General features: G+C 65.2%; 23 protein-coding genes and 1 pseudogene. 12 read left to right on the top strand and 12 right to left on the bottom strand.

The window, feature by feature from the left end; genetic code table 11:
• The first annotated feature begins 63 nt into the window (after window positions 1-63).
• The gene (locus ASD15_RS12065) at window positions 64-321 is read left to right on the top strand and encodes a hypothetical protein (RefSeq protein WP_057155164.1); all 258 of its coding nucleotides are present in this window, start codon (window positions 64-66) and stop codon (window positions 319-321) included.
• Here ASD15_RS12065 and ASD15_RS12060 read toward each other — a convergent pair.
• On the bottom strand, window positions 299-1,483 hold the full coding sequence (locus ASD15_RS12060; RefSeq protein WP_057155163.1) for a multidrug effflux MFS transporter: 1,185 nt from the start codon (window positions 1,481-1,483) through the stop codon (window positions 299-301). The genes ASD15_RS12065 and ASD15_RS12060 overlap by 23 nt on opposite strands.
• A gap of 192 nt (window positions 1,484-1,675) precedes the next feature.
• Between ASD15_RS12060 and epsC the strand changes: the two genes are divergently transcribed.
• A complete protein-coding gene (epsC, locus tag ASD15_RS12055; protein ID WP_057155161.1) occupies window positions 1,676-2,605 on the top strand; it encodes a serine O-acetyltransferase EpsC in 930 nt (309 codons plus the stop codon).
• Here the strand turns inward: epsC and ASD15_RS12050 are convergent.
• The 5 genes and pseudogenes from ASD15_RS12050 to ASD15_RS12030 all read right to left on the bottom strand — a co-directional run.
• A pseudogene (locus tag ASD15_RS12050) lies at window positions 2,602-2,901 on the bottom strand (5,10-methylene tetrahydromethanopterin reductase); the annotation flags it as partial. The gene epsC and the pseudogene ASD15_RS12050 overlap by 4 nt on opposite strands.
• 222 nt (window positions 2,902-3,123) lie before the next feature.
• Window positions 3,124-3,987 carry a MetQ/NlpA family ABC transporter substrate-binding protein gene (locus ASD15_RS12045; protein ID WP_057155157.1) on the bottom strand — a complete coding sequence of 288 codons (864 nt, stop codon included), beginning with the start codon at window positions 3,985-3,987 and terminating at the stop codon, window positions 3,124-3,126.
• A gap of 15 nt (window positions 3,988-4,002) precedes the next feature.
• Complete coding sequence (locus ASD15_RS12040; RefSeq protein WP_057155155.1) at window positions 4,003-4,665, bottom strand: methionine ABC transporter permease; 663 nt, start codon at window positions 4,663-4,665, stop codon at window positions 4,003-4,005.
• Window positions 4,658-5,491 carry a methionine ABC transporter ATP-binding protein gene (locus tag ASD15_RS12035; RefSeq protein WP_057155153.1) on the bottom strand — a complete coding sequence of 278 codons (834 nt, stop codon included), beginning with the start codon at window positions 5,489-5,491 and terminating at the stop codon, window positions 4,658-4,660. Before ASD15_RS12035 ends, ASD15_RS12040 begins: the two co-directional genes overlap by 8 nt.
• A 10-nt stretch (window positions 5,492-5,501) precedes the next feature.
• Entirely contained in the window at window positions 5,502-6,680 is a 1,179-nt protein-coding gene (locus tag ASD15_RS12030; protein ID WP_057155151.1) for an acyl-CoA dehydrogenase family protein, read from the bottom strand.
• Window positions 6,681-6,885: 205 nt separating this feature from the next.
• Here ASD15_RS12030 and ssuE point away from each other — a divergent pair, with 205 nt between their 5' ends.
• The 8 genes from ssuE to ASD15_RS11990 all read left to right on the top strand — a co-directional run bounded on the left by ssuE (window position 6,886) and on the right by ASD15_RS11990 (window position 14,586).
• Window positions 6,886-7,551, top strand: a complete 666-nt coding sequence (gene ssuE, locus ASD15_RS12025) for an NADPH-dependent FMN reductase (RefSeq protein ID WP_082551781.1) — start codon at window positions 6,886-6,888, stop codon at window positions 7,549-7,551.
• Between the two features lie 34 nt (window positions 7,552-7,585).
• Window positions 7,586-8,563 (top strand): sulfonate ABC transporter substrate-binding protein, encoded by a 978-nt coding sequence (locus ASD15_RS12020; protein WP_057155149.1) that lies wholly within the window; start codon window positions 7,586-7,588, stop codon window positions 8,561-8,563.
• Window positions 8,564-8,581: 18 nt separating this feature from the next.
• Window positions 8,582-9,724: an FMNH2-dependent alkanesulfonate monooxygenase gene (gene ssuD / locus ASD15_RS12015; RefSeq protein WP_200953961.1), complete on the top strand. Its 1,143-nt coding sequence runs from the start codon at window positions 8,582-8,584 to the stop codon at window positions 9,722-9,724.
• Between the two features lies 1 nt (window position 9,725).
• Entirely contained in the window at window positions 9,726-10,625 is a 900-nt protein-coding gene (ssuC, locus tag ASD15_RS12010; RefSeq protein WP_082551780.1) for an aliphatic sulfonate ABC transporter permease SsuC, read from the top strand.
• A gap of 11 nt (window positions 10,626-10,636) precedes the next feature.
• Window positions 10,637-11,530 carry an ATP-binding cassette domain-containing protein gene (locus tag ASD15_RS12005; protein WP_057155145.1) on the top strand — a complete coding sequence of 298 codons (894 nt, stop codon included), beginning with the start codon at window positions 10,637-10,639 and terminating at the stop codon, window positions 11,528-11,530.
• Window positions 11,531-11,750: 220 nt separating this feature from the next.
• Window positions 11,751-12,317, top strand: coding sequence for a YceI family protein (locus tag ASD15_RS12000; RefSeq protein WP_057155143.1), 567 nt, complete (start codon window positions 11,751-11,753; stop codon window positions 12,315-12,317).
• A 77-nt stretch (window positions 12,318-12,394) separates the two neighbouring features.
• Entirely contained in the window at window positions 12,395-14,167 is a 1,773-nt protein-coding gene (locus ASD15_RS11995; RefSeq protein WP_057155141.1) for an amidohydrolase, read from the top strand.
• A complete protein-coding gene (locus ASD15_RS11990; RefSeq protein WP_057155139.1) occupies window positions 14,164-14,586 on the top strand; it encodes a DoxX family protein in 423 nt (140 codons plus the stop codon). The genes ASD15_RS11995 and ASD15_RS11990 overlap by 4 nt, the downstream gene beginning before the upstream one ends.
• Before the next feature lie 85 nt (window positions 14,587-14,671).
• On the opposite strand, the gene ASD15_RS11985 is transcribed toward ASD15_RS11990, so the two are convergent.
• The 3 genes from ASD15_RS11985 to ASD15_RS11975 form a co-directional block, all read right to left on the bottom strand.
• Window positions 14,672-15,727: an alkene reductase gene (locus ASD15_RS11985; protein ID WP_057155138.1), complete on the bottom strand. Its 1,056-nt coding sequence runs from the start codon at window positions 15,725-15,727 to the stop codon at window positions 14,672-14,674.
• A 35-nt stretch (window positions 15,728-15,762) separates the two neighbouring features.
• A complete protein-coding gene (locus ASD15_RS11980) occupies window positions 15,763-16,065 on the bottom strand; it encodes a helix-turn-helix transcriptional regulator (RefSeq protein WP_057155137.1) in 303 nt (100 codons plus the stop codon).
• 105 nt (window positions 16,066-16,170) lie between these two features.
• A complete protein-coding gene (locus ASD15_RS11975) occupies window positions 16,171-16,530 on the bottom strand; it encodes a DUF1304 domain-containing protein (RefSeq protein WP_057155135.1) in 360 nt (119 codons plus the stop codon).
• A 67-nt stretch (window positions 16,531-16,597) separates the two neighbouring features.
• Here ASD15_RS11975 and sugE point away from each other — a divergent pair, with 67 nt between their 5' ends.
• Window positions 16,598-16,912, top strand: coding sequence for a quaternary ammonium compound efflux SMR transporter SugE (gene sugE / locus ASD15_RS11970; protein ID WP_057155133.1), 315 nt, complete (start codon window positions 16,598-16,600; stop codon window positions 16,910-16,912).
• Here the strand turns inward: sugE and ASD15_RS11965 are convergent.
• Together ASD15_RS11965 and ASD15_RS11960 are read right to left on the bottom strand one after the other, a co-directional pair.
• A complete protein-coding gene (locus ASD15_RS11965; protein WP_057155131.1) occupies window positions 16,909-17,232 on the bottom strand; it encodes a putative quinol monooxygenase in 324 nt (107 codons plus the stop codon). The genes sugE and ASD15_RS11965 overlap by 4 nt on opposite strands.
• Window positions 17,233-17,343: 111 nt before the next feature.
• Window positions 17,344-18,306, bottom strand: a complete 963-nt coding sequence (locus ASD15_RS11960; protein ID WP_057155128.1) for a succinylglutamate desuccinylase/aspartoacylase family protein — start codon at window positions 18,304-18,306, stop codon at window positions 17,344-17,346.
• 71 nt (window positions 18,307-18,377) lie between these two features.
• Here ASD15_RS11960 and ASD15_RS11955 point away from each other — a divergent pair, with 71 nt between their 5' ends.
• On the top strand, window positions 18,378-19,556 hold the full coding sequence (locus tag ASD15_RS11955; protein WP_057155126.1) for an acyltransferase: 1,179 nt from the start codon (window positions 18,378-18,380) through the stop codon (window positions 19,554-19,556).
• Window positions 19,557-19,709: 153 nt separating this feature from the next.
• Here the strand turns inward: ASD15_RS11955 and ASD15_RS11950 are convergent, their stop codons facing one another.
• Window positions 19,710-20,180: a hypothetical protein gene (locus ASD15_RS11950; protein ID WP_057155125.1), complete on the bottom strand. Its 471-nt coding sequence runs from the start codon at window positions 20,178-20,180 to the stop codon at window positions 19,710-19,712.
• Between the last annotated feature and the right edge of the window lie 31 nt (window positions 20,181-20,211).

Raw genomic sequence — 20,211 nt, 5'->3', positions numbered from 1 at the left:
CCGTGCGCCCCGGCGCGCTGCGGCAGGCTTATACTGGCTCCAGGGCTATCTTGGAGAACAGCAATGGATGAGCAACAGCGGCGCCAGTTTATCAACGAGGTATGGCAGCGCTTCGAGGAAGTGCAGAACTGGGCCATCGCCAACTGGCCGGACCGCGGCCGGCCGCTTTCCAGTTCCGACTTTGTCGAGGCGCGCAAGGAAATCCTGGCGCTGGGCCTGACGGGAGATGCGCGCCTGGATCATCCCGCCCAGGCGGGCGAACCCGAGCCCGAGCAGGGCGGCGCGCAGTATATCGAGGTTACGCCGGCGCCGTGGCCGTAGTGCGGTGCGCCGCCACCCAGGCGGCGAAGCTGATCGCCAGCCCCGCCATCACGCCGCAAGCCAGTTTGTAGGCGCTGTCGAACAGCAGCGGCGCCACCACGCCTGAAATCAGCGCGAACAAGATCATCTGGATGAAGGACTGCATCGACGAAGCCAGCCCGCTGTTGTTGGGGAAGTGGTTCAGCGCGATGAGCGTCATCGGCGGCATGGCGATGGCCAGTGCGAACGAGTACACGAACAGCGGCAGTACCGCCCACGGCACTTCCGCGGCGAAGTAGTAGTTGTACGCCATGTTGACCGCGCCGGCCGCACCCATGATGGCGTAGCTGGCCCAGATCTGGGCGCTCTGCGAATAGCGCCTGGCCAGCTTGCCCGACAGCGCGGACCCCGCCACCGAACCGCTGATCAGCGGGAAGAACAGCCAGGCAAATGCCGTCTCCGGCAGGTGCAGGATGTGCATCACGAAGTAGGCGGCGGAGCCGATGTATAGCGCAAAGCCGCCGAAGGCCATGCCCACGCTCACGGACAGCAGCAGGAACTGGCGGTGGCACAGCACTTTCCAGTAGTTGGCGGCGATTGCACCGGCGTGGAAGGGATGGCGGTCCTGCCTGGGCAGGCTTTCCGGCAGCAGGCGCAGCACGGCGAAGTACATCAGCACGCCAAAGCCGGTGAGGAACCAGAAGATGGCGCGCCAGCCGAAGGACACCTGCAGCCATCCGCCCAGGATGGGCGCGAGCGCCGGCGCCAGGCCGAACACCATCATCACGTGCGACATGATCTTTTGTGCTTCCGCGCCCTCGAAGCGGTCTTGCACGATGGCGCGGCTGACCACCATGCCGGCGCCGGCCGACAGGCCTTGCAGGATGCGGCAGGCCAGCAGCACGCCGAAGGATGGCGCCAGCGCGGCGCCTATGGAGGCGGCGGTGTAGATCACCAGCGAGACCAGGATGACGGGGCGGCGGCCGAAGGAGTCGGACATGGTGCCGTAAAACAGCATCATGAAGGCGAAGCAGAAGAGGAACAGGCTGAGGGTCTGCTGGATGGCGATGGGGCTGGCATCGAAGGCCAGGGCGATGGCCGGGAAGGATGGCAGATAGGTGTCGATGGCCAGCGGCCCGACCATGGTGAGCCCGGCCAGGAGCAGTGTCAGCAGAATATTCATAGATCGGTTATTGTTGCCTGGAGCGGTATTTTACGTCACGCGCGCAGCTTCTGCCGGTGGCGCCGCCGCAGGCAGGCCGCCAGAGGTATATCGATATGCGTATTTTGCATATCGAACGGCGAAATAATTCCTTCGCTTTGCGGGGGCGGGTGATTATGCTCCCAAGGCTATAACATTGTTTTTTGAGATCCCATGACTATCGATACTTATGACGGCACCGGCGTGCGTCCTCCGCACTGGAATTTGGGACCGGTGATCGAGCAGCTGCGCATCTCGCGCGAGGCGACGCACAATATCCGCCACCAGGGCCGGGTGCGCGAGCTGCCGTCGCGCGAGGCGCTGACCACCATCGTCAATGGCCTGTCGGCCGTGCTGTTCCCCACCCACTACGGCCGGCCCAACCTCACCGACGAGAGCATCGACTACTTCGTCGGCGACACGCTCAACACCACGCTGAACCGCCTCACCGAGCAGGTGCGGCGCGGCTTGCAGTTCCGCGAGCAGTCCAACCACAGCAGCGAGGAAGCGCTGACCGAGCAGGCCAACAACATCACGCGCGAGTTCGCCGCCGGGCTGCCCGGCATCCGCGCGCTGCTGGTGTCGGATGTGCAGGCCGCGTTCGCGGGCGACCCCGCCGCCACGTCGGTGGCCGAGATCATGCTGTGCTACCCGGGCACCATCGCCATCCTGCATTACCGCCTGGCGCACCTGCTGCACCAGCTGGGCGCGCCGTTCATCGCGCGCTTGATCTGCGACATCGCGCACTCCAAGACCGGGGTCGACATCCACCCGGCGGCGCAAATCGGCGCCAGCTTCTTCATCGACCACGGCACCGGCGTGGTGATCGGCGAAACCGCGATCCTGGGGCAGGGCGTGCGGCTGTACCAGCACGTCACGCTGGGCGCCAAGCGCTTCCCGGCCGACGCCAACGGCGCGCTCATCAAGGGAACGCCGCGCCATCCCATCGTCGAGGACGACGTGGTCATCTATGCCGGGGCCACCATCCTGGGCCGCATCACCATCGGCGCCGGTTCCACCATCGGCGGCAATGTGTGGCTCACGCAGAGCGTGCCGGCCAACAGCAACGTGTCCCAGGCGCAGATGCGCAACGACTGCCGCTAGGGCGGCGACGGCAGCCGGCTCCCTGGCTTTTGCCGCAGCGTGCCCGGCGCGTACTCGCGCTGGTAGCGCCCGCGGCGCTGCAGTTCGGGCACGCTGCAGTCCACCACGTCCCGCATCGATTCGTGCGCCACGGCGAACGCCAGGTTGAAGCCGTCGATGCCGGTGTCGTCCTGCCAGCCCTCCAGCTGGTCCGCCACCCGGCGCGCATCGCCCAACAGCACCGGGCCGCGCCCGCCCAGGCCAATGAACCCGGCAGCCTCGCGCACGGTCCATTTGCGCTCCGGGTCGGCCTGGCTGAAGGAAGCCAGCGCCGCTTGCACATCGCCCTGGCAGACGTCGTAAACGCCCAGTACGTCGGCCAGGAACACGGCGTCCAACCGGCCCGCTTCCAGCAGCCGCGCCAGTTCGGTGCTACGGTTCGGTGTAGCGGTGGCTGGTGTCGCGCGGATGGGTCCACAGGCCGGGCGATTGGTGTCCCACCGTGTTCATCTGGAACGCGTTGAAGCGGATTTGCCTGCTCACTTTGCCTCGAGCGCCAGCTGGTAGTCGGTCTTCGAGTAGTCGGCAAAGTGCTTGTTCGTCACGGCAAGGAATTCGCGCGAGCGGTAGGCCGCTTCAAGGTCCTTGGCGAACTGCTTGTCCTTGTCGGCGGTGCGCACCGCCACCAGGTTGATGTAGTTCGGCGAGATTTTCTCCGTTACCAGCGCTTCCTTCAGCTTCAGGCCGGAAGCCAGTGCGTAGTTGCCGTTGACGAAGGAGTAGTCGGTATCCTGCAGGGAGCGCGGCAATTGCGCGGCTTCCAGCGGCACCAGCCTGATCTTCTTGTTGTTGGTGGCGATGTCCTTCTCCGAAGCGCGGATCGGATCGGTGCCGCTGCGCAGCTTGATCCAGCCCAGCTGATCCAGCAGCACCAGCGCGCGCGCCTGGTTGGCCGGGTCGTTGGGCAGGGCCACCGTTGTGCCTTCCCTGGCGTCGTTCAGGGTCTTGTGCTTTTTGCTGTAGATGGCGATGGGCGCGGTGGGAATGGTCACCAGCTCGCTGAGCGCCAGTTTGTGCTCGCTGGCGAACTTCTTCAGGTAGATGATGTGCTGGAAAACGTTGGCGTCCAGCGAACCTTCGGCCAGTGCGAAGTTGGGCTGGATGTAGTCGTTGAACTCAACCAGCTTGACCTTGTAGCCCTGTTTCTCGAGGATGGGCTTGATGCCCAGCTTGATCTGGTCCGCGTAGGGGCCGGCGCTGGTGCCGATTACGACTTCCTTGGGATCTCTGGCGTTGGCGGGCGCGGAGGCCAGGCCGGCAGCCAGGCCGGCGCTGGCCAGCACGGCGATGCTGACGGCGCGAAGGATCAGGGTGCGGCGGCGGGCGTGGTGGAAAGTGGTCATGGGTACTCCTTTGGATTAACGTTTGTCGAGCCGGCGCGCGATGCGGTTGCCGGTGAACTGGATGGTCTGGACGATGAGGATCAGCACGGCGACCGTGGCGATCATGATGTCGGTTTCGAAGCGGTAGTAGCCGTAGCGGATGGCGAGGTCGCCGATGCCGCCGCCGCCCACCACGCCCGCCACGGCGGAATAGGACAGGAAGCTGATGGACAGCACGGTGAGCGCCAGCACCAGGCCGGAACGGGCTTCCACCAGCAGCACGCGCAGCACGATCTGCAGTTCGGACGCGCCCATGGCGTGCGCCGCTTCGAGCACGCCGCGCGGCACTTCGCGCAGCGCCTGTTCGACCATGCGGGCGAAGTAGGGGATGGCCGCGAAGGACAGCGGCACGGCGGCCGCCAGCGGGCCGATCGAGGTGCCGGCGATGATGCGCGTCAGCGGTACCAGCGCCACCAGCAGGATGATGAAGGGGAAGGAGCGCACCGTGTTGACGAACCAGCCCAGCAGCAGTGAGGCAGGCCTGTTCTGCAGCGACTGGCCGTCGGCTACCAGGAACAGCAGCACGCCCAGCGGGCCGCCGATTACCACGGCGGCGGACAGGCCGATGCCCAGCATGGTGAGCGTCTGGCCCAGCGCGGTCCACAGCTCGGGCAGCAGGGTGATGATTTTCTCAAGCATGGGCGGCCTCCTGGCGGAGGGCCGCTGCCGCTGTTGCTGCCGCGGTTGCTGCTACGGGACGCAGGCTGGCGAGTTCGCGGCCGAGGGCCGTCTGGCGGACTTCGCTGCCGTTGAGCGAGAATTGTTCGGCGATGGCGCCATCCTCGATCACGGCCACGCGGTCGCAAATGGCGTCCAGCACGGAAAGTTCGTGGCTGACGATGACGATGGTGACGTCCAGCCGCTGGTTGATGTCCTTCAGCGTGGCGAGCAGGGCGCGCGTGGTCTCCGCGTCCAGCGCCGAAGTAGGCTCGTCGCACAGCAGCACCGCCGGTCCGCTGGCCAGCGCCCGCGCAATGGCAACGCGCTGCTTCTGCCCGCCCGACAGCTGGGCCGGATAACTGTCGGCCTTCCCGCCCAGTTCCACCAGCTCCAGGCAGTCGCGCACGCGCGCCGCGATTTGCGCCGCGTTGCGTCCGCCGTGGATGCGCAAGGGGAAGGCCACGTTGTCGAACACGCAGGCGTTCTGCAGCAGGTTGAACTGCTGGAAGATCATGCCGATGTTCTGCCGTGCCTCGCGCAGATCGCGCTTGCCCAGCGTGGTCAGCTCGCGGCCATCGACCGTCACGCTGCCGCCGTCCGGCCGCTCCAGCAGGTTAATCAAACGCAGCAAGGTGGACTTGCCGGCGCCGCTCTTGCCTATCAGGCCAAAGATTTCGCCCTCGCGTACTTCCAGCGACACGTTTTTGACGGCGTGGAATTGGCCGCCCTTGGGAAGGGCGAACGTTTTGCTGGCGCCACGGATCTGTATCAGCGGCGCGCGGGGGACTTGCGTGGTTTTCGTCATGAAGCTCGTTTCAGGAATAGGCGCTTGGTTCAGGAAGCGCGCCTTGCAACGCAAAGCGCCCCAGGTCGCGGTACTTGTAGTCGACCGGATCGCGCAAGGTATGCACGCGCGCATTGCGCCAGTAGTGGTCGAAGCCATATTTGGACGGGGTTGAACGCGCGCCGGTCAGCTCGAACAGCTGGCTGCTGATCTCGCCCCCGGCCTTGTGCGCCAGCACCTTCGCTTCCGCCACGGCGACCGCCAGTTCGCCGCGCGTGCGCGCGCCCACTTGCGCGCCTTGTGCGAATACCCGGTCCAGCTCTTGCGCGGCGTGGTCCGCCAGCACTTGGGCCGGCCGCAGCAGCGTCCACAACTGGCCGTAGCGGTGCTGCACCAGCGGGTCGTCGCTGGCGGACGGCACGCCGGACTGGAGCCACGGCCGCGCCTCGTCGTTGGTGTAGCGGCGCGCCGCCTCGAACGCGCCTTCGGCGATACCCAGATAGAGATTGGCCATGATCAGCTGCGCGACCTGCGAACGCAGCGTGGCCTGCGGCGTGGGCGTCTGGCCCGGAGCCTGTAGCACCAGTTCCTCCGGCAGGCGCACGCCGTTGAATGAGACGTTGCCGCTGTCGGCCTGGCGCTGGCCGAAGGCGTCCCAGTCTGCCTGCACGCGCAGACCTTCCTGGCGCGTGGGCAGCACCGCGATCAGCGCGCTTTGCGTGGGCGCGTGCCAGGCCGACAGCGTGAGCCAGTCGGAGCCGACAGAGCCGGACGCAAAGCTATTCAGGCCATTCAGTTCGTAACCGCCGCGAGTTTCCGCTGCTGTGGTGCGCTTGTCCAGCGGATTGAGGGCGTTGCCCCAGAACAGATTCTGTTCGACGGTGTCCGAGAGCAGGCGGCGCTGCTGCTGCGCGCTGCCGGATAGCCTGATGCCCGCCAGTTGCAGGTGGTGGCAGCCGAAGACATGGGCCAGTGCGCTGTCGGCGCGCGCCAGGACGCGGATCACCTGGCAGACGGTGCTCCAGCTTGCGCCTTGGCCGCCATGCTCCTTTGGAATGGACAGCGTGAGCAGGCCCGAGGCGCGTATCCATTCGCGTTCGGTGGCGGCATGGCCACCGGCGCGGTCGCGCGCGACGGCGCTTTCCGCCAGCCGGGCGGCCAGGGCCGAGGCGACTGCGATAGGGTCTTCGGCGAAGAAGGGTTCATCCATGGTACAGATCCATGATACGGATTCCGGTGGTATCGATGCGGACCAGTATCGCACCGGGATTGCGACGCCGTACACGAAGAAATCCGGCTTTCAATATGCGGAAACGTCATGCGGCGGAAACCAAATATCGATGCGCAAAACAATTCGTTCTGCTTTCAGGCGGACGGCCGTAGTCTGAAAAAACCATCCAGACACGGGGAGAAAAATGAGCATCCTACTTCTTGGCGGCAGTCCAGCGCTTCCTTCCAGTTCGAGCCGGCTGCTGCTGCACATCGGCGACAAGCTGGCGGTGCACGGCCATCAGCTGCAGCGGGTGCATGTGCGCGACCTGCCGGCGCAGGCCTTGCTGCATGCCGAAATCGGCGATGAAGGCGTCCAGCGCGCCATCCGGGCGGTGGCCTCCGCCCAGGCCATCGTGATCGCCACGCCGGTCTACAAGGCTTCTTACTCGGGCGTGCTGAAGGCTTTCCTGGACCTGCTGCCGCAGGACGGCCTGGCGGGCAAGGTGGTGCTGCCGATCGCCACCGGCGGCACGCAGTCGCACATGCTGGCGCTGGACTACGCGCTGCGGCCGGTGCTGCATGCGCTGGCCGCGAAGCAGGTGTTGACCAGCATCTTCGCCACCAGCCAGCAGCTGGTTTGGCAGGATGAGGAAGGGCTGGCCCTGGCGCCGCCGATTGCGGTGCGCGTGGCCGCCGGCGTGGACGAGCTGGTGGCCGCGCTCGCGCCGCTGGGCCGCCCGCGCGCCGTCGGCGGCGCCGCTGCGATCGGCCTGGGCGGGCACGCCGCGCACGGCGTCCACATCGCAAACGGCGCCCCGGTGCGCACCTTGCAAGAGCATCCGTACACGCCTGCGAGCCAGGCAGCATAAGAACAAAGAAAAAAGACAGAAGCGAGAAAACTACATGAGCAATCAACACAAGCGCGCCGCCCGCCGCCGCACCCTGGGCTACCTGTTCGCGGGCGCCGCCGGGGCGGCCGTGGCCGGCCTGCCGGGCATGGCCCAGGCGCAGGCTCGCCCGGTGCTGCGCATCGGCTACCAGAAATACGGCACGCTGACGCTGCTGAAAGGGCGCGGTACGCTGGAAAAGCGCCTGGCAGCCAAAGGCGTGGACGTGAAGTGGACCGAGTTCCCCGCCGGCCCGGTGCTGCTGGAAGGCCTGAACGTGGGCAGCATCGATTTCGGCACGGTGGGCGAAGCGCCGCCGATCTTCGCGCAGGCCGCCGGCGCCAACCTGGTCTACGTGGGCAACGAGCCGCCGTCGCCGTCCAGCGAGGCCATCGTGGTGCCCAGGGACTCCAGGGCGCGCAGCCTGGCCGACCTGAAAGGCAAGAAGATCGCCCTGAACAAAGGCTCCAACGTCCACTACCTGCTGGTGAAAGCGCTGGAGAGGGCCGGGCTCGCGTACAAGGACGTGGAAGTGGTATTCCTGCCGCCGGCCGACGCGCGCGCCGCCTTCGAGCGCGGCAGCGTGGACGCCTGGGCGATTTGGGACCCGTTCCTGGCGGCAGCCGAGAAGCAGCTGGGCGCGCGGGTCCTGGTGGACGGGCAGGGCCTGGTCGCCAACCACCAGTTCTACCTGGCGGCGCGGCCCTACGCCGAAACGAATCAGGAAATCGTCCGTATCGTCATCGATGAGCTGGCCAAGGTGGACCAATGGGGCGTGAAGAACCAGAAGGAAGTTGCCGCCATCCTGGCCGTGCAGACCGGCCTGGATACCGGCGTGGTGGAGCTGGCGGCATCGCGCTACGCCTACGGCGTGAAACCGGTGACGCCGGAAGTGATCGCCGCGCAGCAGAAGGTCGCGGATGCGTTCGCGGGCCTGAAGCTGATACCCAAGCCGATCGCCGTCAAGGATGCGCTGCTGCCGTTTAAGCTTTAAAGAGGATTTGCAATGCCGTTGAATATTCTCTGGTTCATTCCCACGCATGGCGACAGCCGCTACCTCGGTACGTCCAAGGGCGCGCGTGCGGTCGATGCGGACTATCTGCAGCAAGTGGCCGTGGCGGCCGACACGCTCGGCTACGACGGTGTGCTGCTACCCACCGGCCGTTCCTGCGAGGACGCGTGGGTGGTGGCGTCGTCGCTGATCAACGTCACTAAAGAGCTGAAGTTCCTGGTGGCGGTGCGTCCCGGCCTGTCCACGCCCGGCCTGGCGGTGCGCATGGCCTCCACTTTCGACCGGCTGTCGAATGGCCGCCTGCTGATCAACGTGGTCACCGGTGGTGACCAGGGCGAGCTGGAGGCCGACGGCCTGTTCGCCGACCACGCCAAGCGCTACGAGATCTCCGATGAGTTCATCCGCGTGTGGCGCGCTTCGCTGGCGGGCGAGGGCGGCGACGCGGGTTACGATTTCGAGGGCAAGCATATCCAGGTGAGGGGCGCGCGCACTCTGTATCCGCCGGTGCAGAAGCCGTATCCGCCGCTGTACTTCGGCGGCTCGTCCGAACCGGCGCACGACCTGGCGGCGGAGCAGATGGATGTGTACCTGACGTGGGGCGAGCCGCCCGCCGCCGTGGCCGATAAGATAGCCGATATCCGCGCACGCGCCGCCAGGCACGGCCGCACGGTGCGTTTCGGCATCCGCCTGCACGTGATCGTGCGCGAGACCAATGAGGCGGCGTGGCGCGCGGCCGAGGAGTTGATCAGCCATCTGGACGATGAGGTAATCGCCAAGGCGCAGGCGGCGTTCAGCAAGATGGACTCGGTAGGCCAGCGCCGCATGGCCGAGCTGCATGGCGGCCGGCGCGACAAGCTGGAAGTGTCGCCCAACCTGTGGGCCGGCGTGGGCCTGGTGCGCGGCGGCGCGGGCACCGCGCTGGTGGGCGACGCCGAGACGGTGCATGCCCGCATCCAGGAATACGCGGACCTGGGCATCGATACCTTCATCTTCTCCGGCTATCCGCACCTGGAAGAATCGTACCGCTTCGCGGAGCTGGTGTTTCCGCTGCTGGGCAAGGGCAAGGCCGCCACCGAGCAGTCGCTGAGCGGACCGTTCGGCGAAATCATGGCCAGCAATATCCTGCCGAAGAAGGCGGCCTGACATGGCGCACACCGGGGAGCGCGCCGACACTTGCTCATCCTGCGACGCCGTGCCGGCCAGCGGGCGCCCGGCTGCAGCGGGCTGGCTGGCGGCCTTTCTGGCGCTGGCGCGCGGCGCGCTGAAGGGGAGTGGCCCTGCGGCCGCGCGGCGGGTGCCCGCACTCGCGCCTTGGCTGCTGCCGGTGGGGCTGCTGCTGTCATGGGAAGTGTCGGCCCGCATGGGCTGGCTGTCCAGCCGTGTGCTGCCGGAGCCGTGGTCGGTGGCGCAGGCCTTCTGGACGCTGGCGGTCTCCGGTGAGTTGTGGACGCACCTGCACACCAGCCTGTGGCGCGCCGGCACCGGCTTTGCGATTGGCGCCGGGGCCGGGCTGGCGCTGGGACTGCTGACCGGCAGCTTCCGCCGGGCCGAAACGCTGCTCGACACCACGCTGCAGATGATACGCAACATCCCCGCGCTGGCGCTGATACCGCTGGTGATCCTGTGGTTCGGGATCGACGAGACGGCCAAACTGTTCCTGCTGGCGGTGGGCGTGTTCTTCCCGGTCTACCTGAATACCTTTCACGGAATCCGCTCCACCGACCCGGCGCTGATCGAGATGGCGCGCAGCTATGGCGTGGGCGGCTGGGCGCTGTACCGCGACGTGATCCTGCCCGGCGCGTTGCCTTCGATACTGGTGGGCGTGCGTTTCTCGCTTGGCCTGGTGTGGGTGCTGCTGATCGTGGCCGAGACCATTTCGGCGCAAGCCGGCATCGGCTACATGACCATGAACGCGCGCGAATTCCTGCAAACGGACGTGGTGCTGGTCGGCATATTGCTGTACGCCTTGCTCGGCAAGCTCGCCGACCTGGCCTCGCGCGCCATGGAGAAGCACTTCCTGCGCTGGAATCCCGCCTACCGTTGACAAGGAGCGCCATGCTGCCCGCACCCACTTACTTTGAATCCGACCTGCTGGCCGATGCGCAGGAACGCGCCTTGCCGGACGAGGTCCGGCCGCAGCCGCGGCAGCTACGGCGTCCGGCGGCGCGCGGCGCACCCGGACGCACGGGCGTCGCCGTCGGCATCTCGGCGCTGAGGAAGTCTTACGGCGCGCGGGAGGTGCTGCGCGGCGTGGACCTGCAACTGCAGGCGGGGGAGTTCGTCGCCATTGTCGGCCGCAGCGGCTGTGGCAAGAGCACCTTGCTGCGCGCGCTGGCGGGCCTGGAGCGTCCCGACAGCGGCGATATCGGCTTCGGCGCCGCCGGCAACCGGGCCGAGGACGACAGCGCCGGCCTGCGTTCGGCGCAGCTGCGCATCATGTTCCAGGAAGCGCGCCTGCTGCCCTGGAAAACCGTGGTGGAAAACGTGGCGCTCGGCCTGCCGCACGCGCTGAACGCCGCTGCCGCCGCGCTGTCCACGGTCGGCCTGGGCGAGCGCGCCGACGACTGGCCGTCGGCCTTGTCCGGCGGGCAGAAGCAGCGCGTGGCGCTGGCGCGCGCGCTGGTGCACCAGCCGCAAGTACTGCTGCTGGACGAACCGCTGGGCGCGCTGGACGCGCTGACCCGCATTGAAATGCAGCAGCTGATCGAATCCCTGTGGCTGGCGCGCGGCTTCACCGCCGTGCTGGTGACGCATGACGTGAGCGAAGCCGTGGCCCTGGCCGACCGCGTGCTGCTGATCGAGGATGGCGCCATTGCGCTGGACCTGGCGATCGATCTCCCCCGTCCCCGCGCCGCCGTGCGCACCGCTGGACACGACGGCGGTGCCGCCGCCGCCTTTGCCGCGTTCGAGCAGCGCATTCTCTCGCACGTACTGCGCGCACAAGCCTGAGTTAAAGATGCTACCTTTGGCAGATGGGCGCTGCGTGCGCCCATCTGTACACTGCGCACATGATTGCTTCAGTCTACGCGACTATGATCGATTTTTTCGATAATAAACCGGTATATTTTCCGTTTTACAATCGATTTGTGCCAGCGCATAATCGCCTTCAATCACAAAGATCACGGGCAACCAGCCCGTTCCGATAATCATTACCGACTGGAGTCTTACTATGAAAAAAATCGTTGCTCTGCTGATCGCCGCTGGCGTGTCCATGGCTGCCAATGCTGCACCGGAAACCTACGTTCTGGACGCCGCCCACACCGCGCCGCGCTTCGAGTACTCGCACTTCGGCTATTCCAACCAGGTCAGCCGTTTCGATAAGACCGAAGGCAAGATCGTGATCGACAAAGCGGCGAAAACCGGCTCGGTGGACGTGACCATCGACACCAAGTCGGTCAACACCGGCTTCCCGCTGTTTAACACCCACATCCAGGGTGCGGACTTCCTGGACACCGCCAAGTTCCCGGCCATCACCTACAAATCGACCAAGGTGAACTTCGCCGGCGACAAAGTGGCTTCGGTGGACGGCAACCTGACCATCAAAGGCATCACCAAGCCGGTGACCCTGACCGTGACCTCGTTCCAGTGCATGCCGCATCCGATGCTGAAGAAGGACGCCTGCGGCGCCAACGCCGTCGCCAAGATCCTGCGGTCCGACTTCAACGCCGGCAAATACGCCCCGCACGTGGGCGATGAAGTAACCCTGACCTTCGCCATCGAAGCGATCAAGGAATAAGTATTTGAAGTAAGCAGTAAAGCAGTGCCGGCCGGCCGCCATTTTTGATGTGCCCTAGAAAAAACAAGGACTACAACATGAATCCGGTATTCACCAGGCTGGTGCTGCCTGCGGCATTGTCCGCGGCGTTCCTCACGCCGGCCTTCGCGGCCGACCTTATCATCACCAACGGCAAAGTGGCCACCATGGTCAAGGAGGGCAGTTTTGCCCAGGCCGTGGCGATGAAAGACGGCAAAATCGAAGCCGTCGGCAGCAATGCCCAGATCCTCAAGCTCAAAAAAGCCAACACGCAAGTGATCGACGCCGGCGGACGCACCGTCATTCCCGGCCTGAACGACTCGCACCTGCACGTCATCCGCGAAGGCCTGAACTATAACGCCGAGCTGCGCTGGGACGGCGTGACCTCGCTGAAAAAAGCGATGGAAATGCTGAAGGAGCAGGCCGCGCGCACGCCGGACGGCGCCTGGATCAAGGTGGTGGGCGGCTGGAACGAATTCCAGTTCGAGGAAAAGCGCTTGCCGACGCTGGAGGAAATCAACGCCGCCGTGCCGGACAAACCGGTCTTCCTGCTGTACCTGTACGGCCTGGGCTTCCTGAACCAGAAGGGTATCGAGACCCTGGGCTACAACAAGGACACCAAGTTCAAGGACGGCGTGGTGGAGCTGGACGCGCAAGGCAAGCCGACCGGCAAGCTGATCGCCAAGCCGAACGCGCTGATCCTGTACACCACGCTGGCCAAGACCAACGTGCTGCCGCGCGACCAGCAGATCAACTCCACGCTGCACTACTACCGCGAGCTGAACCGCCTGGGCGTGACCAGCGCGATCGACGCTGGCGGCGGCGGCCAGAACTTCCCGGACGACTACGGCGTGACCGTCGAGCTTGCCAAGGACGGCAAGCTGACCGTGCGCACCTCCTACTACCTGTTCGCGCAAAAGCCGGGCAAGGAACTGGAAGACTACCAGCGCTGGCTCACGCTGACCAAGCCGGACAGCAACCAGCACATGTTCTATGCCAACGGCTACACCACCGAAGGCGCAGGCGAAAACCTGGTCTGGAGCGCGGCCGACTTCGAGAACTTCCTCGAACCGCGTCCCGACATGCCGGAGCACATGGAAGGCGAACTGGAAGCCGTGCTGCGCCTGCTGGTGAAGAACCGCTGGCCGTTCCGCATCCACGCCACCTACGGCGAATCGATCGACCGCGACCTGGCGGTGATCGAGAAAGTGAACAAAGAAATGCCGCTGAAAGGCCTGCGCTGGTTCTTCGACCACGCTGAAACCATCAGCGACGCGCAGCTGGCGCGGGTGAAAGCGCTGGGCGGCGGCATCGCCGTGCAGGACCGCATGTACTTCCAGGGCGAGCACTACTGGAAGCAATACGGCGCCCAAACCCGCCAGATGCCGCCGATCCGCAAGATGCTGGAGATGAAAGTGCCGGTCGGCCTGGGCACGGACGGCACCCGCGTGAGCAGCTACGGCCCGTGGCCGTCGGTGTACTGGGCGGTGACGGGCAAGACCGCCGGCGGCCTGAGCCTGTGGCAGCCGAAGGACATCCTGAGCCGCTACGAAGCACTCAAGCTGATGACCAGCGGCAGCGCCTGGATGAGCGGCGAAGAAAAGGTCAAGGGCACGCTTGCCAAGGGCCAGTACGCCGACCTGGTGATTTTGCCGCAGGACTACTTCAGCATGCCGGTAGAGCAGATCAAGAACCTGGAAAGCGCGCTCACCGTGGTCAACGGCAAGGTGGTGTATGCGGGCAAGGAATTCGGCCAGTACGCGCAGCCGGTGCCGGACGTTTCGCCTGACTGGAGCCCGGTCAAATACTACGGCGGGTACCAGAACAAATGACGGCGCAAAAGACGGCGCTGCTGCGTAGACTGATTGGCCCCTTCATGCCCGATGCGGGGCTGCTGTTTGCCCGCATCGCGGGGGCGGCCCTGCTGCTGCACGTGCACGGCGTGCCCAAGATCGTGCACTACCAGCAAGAGCTGGCGCACATCGACGATCCGCTAGGCATGGGGCGCGCGCTCACCCTGTGGTGCGCGCTGTTTGCCGAGGTGGTGTGTCCGGTGCTGATCGCGCTGGGGCTGTTTACCCGCCTGGCGGCATTGCCGGTGGTGTTCCTGCTGGCCGTGTCCATGGTGCTGGTGCACCCGGACTGGAGCATTGCAGAAGGGCAGTTCGGCTGGCTGCTGGTGATCGTGTTCGGCACCATCGCGCTGGCCGGCGCTGGACGGTATTCGGTTGACGCCAAGCTGGTGGGCTAGATAAGGCCGGCGCCTTACGGCGCCGGTAGATGCCGTAGGGCGGGTTAGCGGCGCAGCCGCGCAACCCGCCGGAACCGCCGATGGCTTACGCCAGGGCAGGGTAGTCCGTGTAACCTTCCGCCGTCGAATGGTAGAAGGTTTCCGGACGCTGCGGATTCAGCGCCGCGTCCTGCCGCAGGCGCGCGGGCAGGTCGGGGTTGGCGATGAAGTCCTTGCCCCAGGCCACCGCATCGGCGGTGCCCGCCGCCAGGATGGCGTTGGCCGTAGCCTTGTCCATCTTCTCATTGGCGATGTAAATGCCGCCGAATGCTTTCTTCAGCAGCGGCCCCAGGCTATCCTCGCCCACCGCTTCGCGCGCGCAGATGAAAGCGATGCCGCGCTTGCCCAGCTCGCGCGCCACATAGCCGAAGGTCTCGGCCGGGTTGGAATCGCTCATATCGTGGGCGTCGCCGCGTGGCGCCAGGTGCATGCCGACACGGCCCGCACCCCACACCTCGACCACGGCGTCGGTCACTTCCAGCATCAGGCGGGCGCGGTTCTCGATCGGGCCGCCGTAGGCGTCGGTGCGCTTGTTGGTACCGTCCTGCAGGAACTGGTCCAGCAGGTAGCCGTTGGCGCCGTGGATCTCCACGCCGTCAAAACCGGCCAGCTTGGCGTTTTCCGCACCCTTGCGGTAGGCGGCCACGATGCCCGGGATTTCTTCCAGGTCCAGCGCGCGCGGCACCGGATACTCGCGCTGCGGGCGCAGCAGGCTGACATGGCCCTTGGCCGCGATGGCGCTTGGCGCCACCGGCGCGTCGCCGTTCAGGAAGCTCGGGTCCGAAATGCGGCCCACGTGCCACAGCTGCAGGAAGATCTTGCCGCCGGCCGCGTGCATCGCGTCGGTGACCACTTTCCAGCCCGCAACCTGTTCATCGGACCAGATCCCCGGCGTGTCCGCGTAGCCCACCCCCTGCGGCGTGACGGCGGTCGCTTCGCTCAGGATCAGGCCGGCGGAGGCGCGCTGCACGTAGTATTCCGCCATCAGCGCGTTCGGCACCCGGCCGCCGCCCACGGCGCGGGCGCGCGTCAGCGGCGCCATGATGACGCGGTTGTTCAGGGTCAGGTCGCCGATCTTGATAGGGTCAAACAGGTTAGCCATGGTTATCTTCCTTGAGTTGCCGGGCCGGTCATTGATTACAGGCCCTGGTTCATATGGTCGATAAAGCCCTGGATCACGTCGTCGTTGCGTTTGAAGAAATTCCACTGTCCCACCCGCTGCACCGTCACCAGGCCTGCTTTTTGCAAGGTCGCCAGGTGGGCCGACACGGTCGATTGCGACAGGCCGGTGCGCTGGTCGATCAGGCCCGCGCAGACACCGAAGGTCAGCGGGTGGGCCTGGTCGGCGAAATAGGCTTCCGGCTCCTTGAGCCAGGCCAGGATCTGGCGCCGGACCGGATTGGCCAGCGCCTTGTGGATTGCGTCGATGTCAATGTCCATATTGGGCTTTAGCGATACTCGCATCTATAAAATCCGATGCGTATATCGGTATTATACGATATAAAGAAAAAACGTGCTGGCGGCACGTCGGCAACTCAAAGAAGGTCAGGCCAGCTGGAGCAGCAGCAGGGCGATCCCCGCCGGCACCGTCTGCACGAACAGGATGCGGCGCGCTACCGTGGCCGCGCCCCACACACCCGCCACCGCCACGCAGCACAGGCCGAACACGGTGAAAGCGCGCGCCGTGGCCGGGTCCGGGTGCAAAAATCCCACCGCCAATGCGGCCACCAGGAAACCGTTGTAACAGCCCTGGTTGGACATGGCCGGCTGCACGATCTCCGCCTTTTCGGCGCTCAGGCCGAATACGCGGCGGCCGCGCGTGCGGAACAGCACCGTCTCCAGCAGCACAATATAGACGTGGATCAACAGCACCAGGCCGGTGACGACTTGTGCAATGAATATCATCGGGCGTCCTTTTCATGATGGAAATGTTGCAATGATATACTGCGCGCTGGCCCGATAAGGAGAGAAAATGGCGTGGATGTTCCTGTTTGTTGCCGGACTGCTGGAGATAGGCTGGGCGGTCGGCCTGAAATACACGGAAGGCTTCAGCAAGCTGGTACCGTCGGTGCTGACCCTGCTGTCCATGGGCGGCAGCATGGCGCTGCTGGGCCTGGCGCTGCGCGATTTGCCGCTGGGTACGGCTTACGCCGTGTGGACCGGCATCGGCACCGTGGGCACGGCGCTGTTCGGCATCCTGGTGCTGGGCGAACCAGCCGGCGTGCTGCGGCTGGTCTGCATCTCCATGATTACCTGCGGCATTCTGGGCCTGAAACTGGCGCACTAAGCGCTGCGGCCCGGATACGAAGCGACGATATCGAGGAAATCGATGGTGCGCTCCTTCGCCAGCAGCTCGGGCAGCAAGGCCTCGTACTGCACACGGTAGTCCTTGGCCAGGTGGGTGCCGAGGAAGAAGTCGCGGCTGCAGCCCCAGGTTTCGTACAGCACAAAGGTGTTGCGGTCGTTGGCATCCTCATGCACCCAGGTGTTGATGAAGTCAGGCTCCTGCGCCATGCGGTTCACGACATTGAACAGTTCGGCGCGAAAACGCTCGCGCACTTCGGGTTTGGCGGTCAGGCGGACGATGAAGGCAGTTTGATCGGACATGATGGTTTCCTGTGGAGGGGTGAATGAAACCCAGTATAGAAGCCATCAATATCCGAATCAACGCACGGACTCGGAAGGAATTATTCAGGAAAACTGAACGCCTAGCCTGCCTCAGAAGCCTGCCGGATTCGCCTTCGCCAGGTAGTACCACTCGGCGTTTGCGCGGGCGTTGGTGTCCGGGAACAGCACGATAGCGTCCTCGGACGCCAGCACCGGCGTGCCGTCCGCGCGGCGGCCGATCTCATCGCCCTTGGCCACGCGGTCAAAGCTCGACCACACGCGGCTGAACTTGTCGGCCGCATCCTGCTTGTCATGCACTTCCACCATGCTCAGGTACTCGCTATCCTCCGGCGCCAGCGGCACCGGCTGCGGCGCATCGATCAAGCCCAGGAAGGCGAGCGTGTTCATGATGGCGCGGTACGCCACTTCCGGCGCCTGCGGATCGGCGTGCTGGCCGCACTCCAGCGTCAGCGCGTAGCCGCCAGTGGAGCGCATGTACTCGGTGGTGCCCACGCCATAGCGCAGCACGGTCTCCAGCTGCGAATCATCGCGCAGGCGGCGCTGCACGCCGGCGCCGTAAGTCGCCATCCAGCCATCGACAAAACGCTTCACGCCCAGGCGGCGCGCCAGCGCGCGTTCCTTCTCCTCGTGCTGGAACGGCTGCAGCTTGCCATCGTTGTTGCGCGGGCCGACCATCACGAAAGGCTGGCTCTGCGCGTTAAACGAATGCAAATCCAGCAGCACCTCGTGCTGGCCGAGCAGCGGGCACAGCCAGTTGGCGATGCGGTCCTCGAAATCCTGCGGGTTTTCGTTGGGGAACAGGTTGCGGTTCAGGTTGCGGTCGCCCGAGCGCTCGCCCTTGGCGTACGCCAGCGGATTGACGATGGGCACGAACGTTACCATGCCGTTCAGGATGCGCAGCTTGCCGCTGTCGATCTCCTCCATCACGCGGGAGATGCCCTTGGTCCCACAGGTCTCGTTGCCGTGCACGGCGCCGGTGATAATTACGCGCGGGCCCTTGCCCTGGCCGGTATAGTTGACGGATTTAAAATGCAGATCGCTTGCTACAGTCATGCTGGTTCCCCGAAACTGATGAATGGCCGTTATTCTAGCGGGGATTCAGCCGTTCGCCCTTAAAATAGCATATGAAATCCATAACCCGAATTCATGGTTTAGACACGCTGCGCGCATTAGCGATCGTGCTCGTGTTCATGAACCATTACGTCCTGTTCGTCAGCAACCGCGCGCCGTTCGGCTTCTGGGGAGAGATTGGATGGACCGGCGTCGACCTGTTTTTCGGGCTGTCCGGCTACCTGATCGGCAACCAGATCTTCAGCGCCATGCGCAGCGAAGGCGGTTTTTCGCTGCGCACGTTCTACATCCGGCGCTTTTTGCGCACCTTGCCCGCGTTCTACGCGGTGCTCGCCCTGTACGCCTTCTGGCCCTGGTTCCGCGCCGGGCTGACGCTGCCGCCGCTGTGGCAATTCCTCACCTTCACGCAAAATTTCAATCTCACCCCCGGCACCGCGTTCTCGCACGCCTGGTCGCTGTGCGTGGAAGAACAGTTCTACGTGCTGCTGCCGGCCATCGCGCTGCTGATCGCCGCCATGCGGCGCTCGCTGGCGTGGGCCTGGGTGGCGGTCGCCGCCAGCTTGTTGGGCGGCATGGCCATCCGCAGCTACCTGTGGCAGACCCAGGTGGGCAACAGCGACGGCGGCTTCCCGTACTACAACGTGATCTATTACTCCTCGCTATGCCGCTTCGACGAGCTGGTGGCCGGCGTGGCGCTGGCGCTGCTGAAAAACCACCACGCCGGCGCATGGAGCAAGCTCACCGCGCACGGCAACTGGGCGCTGGCGGCCGGCATGGCGGTGGGCGGCACGGCGCTGTACCTGTTCGCGGAAGACCATTACGGCTACGGCATGACCGTATTCGGCTACCCGCTGCTGGCGCTGGGCGTCACACTGCTGCTGATCGCCGCGCTCAGTCCCGGCTCGCTGCTGGAAAAGACGCCGATACCTGGCTTCGGCAAGCTGGCGCTATGGTCCTACGCCATCTACCTCACGCACAAGCAGCTATTCCTGCTACTCAAGCCCGAGCTAGCCCAGCACGGCATCAGCGTCGCCAGCTGGAGCGGGATCGGCATCATGACAGCGATCAGCCTGCCTGCCGGCTGGCTACTCTACGCCGCCATCGAAACCCCGTTCATGAAATTGCGCGACCGCTACTTCCCCGTCAAACGAGCTGAGCCGCATGCCCCCACATCGGGGTCAGACCCCGACTCCGCGAAATGCGGCTCAGGTCGCTTGTCAGAAATGGCTTAAAGAGTAGGAATTTGCGGACGCGGAGACCATGTTGCGAATCGATCCTCCGCCGGTTTTGCCCGTGGTGCGGCACTGATCTGGTGCCTGGCAGACTCTGCACCAACCTCGGGGTCTGACCCCGAAGTGGGGAAAATGCGGCTCAGGCTGGCGGGGCTATTGCCGCATTTCGATGACGTCGTAGGGCGATTGCATGCTGTTGAGGAATTCGAGCAGGCTGCGTACGCGGGCGGGGGCTTCGTCGTCGCGGGTGCTGTCGATGGCGCGGCGCAGGCCGGGCAGCGCTTCCATCGTGTGGGGACTTTGGTAGGCCTTGATCAGCAGGGCGGCCAGTTGCGCCGCTTCCTTGCCATGGTTGTGCCGCAGCCGCGATTCGATCACGCCCAGCAGCGCCCGCTGCATGCCGGGTGTGGGCGCGGTGATGTGCATGAATACCAGCGGTGTGTTGCCGATGGCCTCGCAGATGCGGCGCTCCATTTCGTCCGCCTTCACGTCCGAGGCAATGTCGAAATACGCGGCGTTCCAGCGCGTGCGCGCGTGCGCATGCCCGGGTGGGAAGGAGTCGGCGGTGTCGAAGCCGCAAATACGGCTCAGATGTTTGAGCCAACCGATGAGTGGGGATGTCATGGCGGCATTTTAGCGGAAAATGGGAACAGCC

It is taken from the genome of Massilia sp. Root351, assembly GCF_001425045.1.
Lineage (GTDB): Bacteria > Pseudomonadota > Gammaproteobacteria > Burkholderiales > Burkholderiaceae_D > Rugamonas.
This window is presented reverse-complemented; position numbering and strand designations above follow the sequence as displayed.

Excerpts from the sequence above, each read along its gene's own strand:
- ASD15_RS12065 (WP_057155164.1), top strand. The coding sequence starts at position 64 with ATGGATGAGCAACAGCGGCGCCAGTTTATCAACGAGGTATGGCAGCGC.
- ASD15_RS11980 (WP_057155137.1), bottom strand. The coding sequence starts at position 16,065 with ATGGACATTGACATCGACGCAATCCACAAGGCGCTGGCCAATCCGGTC.
- ASD15_RS11950 (WP_057155125.1), bottom strand. The coding sequence starts at position 20,180 with ATGACATCCCCACTCATCGGTTGGCTCAAACATCTGAGCCGTATTTGC.
- ASD15_RS12045 (WP_057155157.1), bottom strand. The coding sequence starts at position 3,987 with ATGACCACTTTCCACCACGCCCGCCGCCGCACCCTGATCCTTCGCGCC.
- ASD15_RS11955 (WP_057155126.1), top strand. The coding sequence starts at position 18,378 with ATGAAATCCATAACCCGAATTCATGGTTTAGACACGCTGCGCGCATTA.
- ASD15_RS12040 (WP_057155155.1), bottom strand. The coding sequence starts at position 4,665 with ATGCTTGAGAAAATCATCACCCTGCTGCCCGAGCTGTGGACCGCGCTG.
- ssuC (WP_082551780.1), top strand. The coding sequence starts at position 9,726 with ATGGCGCACACCGGGGAGCGCGCCGACACTTGCTCATCCTGCGACGCC.
- ASD15_RS11995 (WP_057155141.1), top strand. The coding sequence starts at position 12,395 with ATGAATCCGGTATTCACCAGGCTGGTGCTGCCTGCGGCATTGTCCGCG.
- ASD15_RS12000 (WP_057155143.1), top strand. The coding sequence starts at position 11,751 with ATGAAAAAAATCGTTGCTCTGCTGATCGCCGCTGGCGTGTCCATGGCT.
- sugE (WP_057155133.1), top strand. The coding sequence starts at position 16,598 with ATGGCGTGGATGTTCCTGTTTGTTGCCGGACTGCTGGAGATAGGCTGG.
- ASD15_RS12020 (WP_057155149.1), top strand. The coding sequence starts at position 7,586 with ATGAGCAATCAACACAAGCGCGCCGCCCGCCGCCGCACCCTGGGCTAC.
- ASD15_RS12035 (WP_057155153.1), bottom strand. The coding sequence starts at position 5,491 with ATGACGAAAACCACGCAAGTCCCCCGCGCGCCGCTGATACAGATCCGT.
- ASD15_RS12005 (WP_057155145.1), top strand. The coding sequence starts at position 10,637 with ATGCTGCCCGCACCCACTTACTTTGAATCCGACCTGCTGGCCGATGCG.
- ASD15_RS11965 (WP_057155131.1), bottom strand. The coding sequence starts at position 17,232 with ATGTCCGATCAAACTGCCTTCATCGTCCGCCTGACCGCCAAACCCGAA.
- ssuE (WP_082551781.1), top strand. The coding sequence starts at position 6,886 with ATGAGCATCCTACTTCTTGGCGGCAGTCCAGCGCTTCCTTCCAGTTCG.
- ASD15_RS11990 (WP_057155139.1), top strand. The coding sequence starts at position 14,164 with ATGACGGCGCAAAAGACGGCGCTGCTGCGTAGACTGATTGGCCCCTTC.
- ASD15_RS12030 (WP_057155151.1), bottom strand. The coding sequence starts at position 6,680 with ATGGATGAACCCTTCTTCGCCGAAGACCCTATCGCAGTCGCCTCGGCC.
- ASD15_RS11985 (WP_057155138.1), bottom strand. The coding sequence starts at position 15,727 with ATGGCTAACCTGTTTGACCCTATCAAGATCGGCGACCTGACCCTGAAC.
- ASD15_RS11975 (WP_057155135.1), bottom strand. The coding sequence starts at position 16,530 with ATGATATTCATTGCACAAGTCGTCACCGGCCTGGTGCTGTTGATCCAC.
- epsC (WP_057155161.1), top strand. The coding sequence starts at position 1,676 with ATGACTATCGATACTTATGACGGCACCGGCGTGCGTCCTCCGCACTGG.
- ASD15_RS11960 (WP_057155128.1), bottom strand. The coding sequence starts at position 18,306 with ATGACTGTAGCAAGCGATCTGCATTTTAAATCCGTCAACTATACCGGC.
- ASD15_RS12060 (WP_057155163.1), bottom strand. The coding sequence starts at position 1,483 with ATGAATATTCTGCTGACACTGCTCCTGGCCGGGCTCACCATGGTCGGG.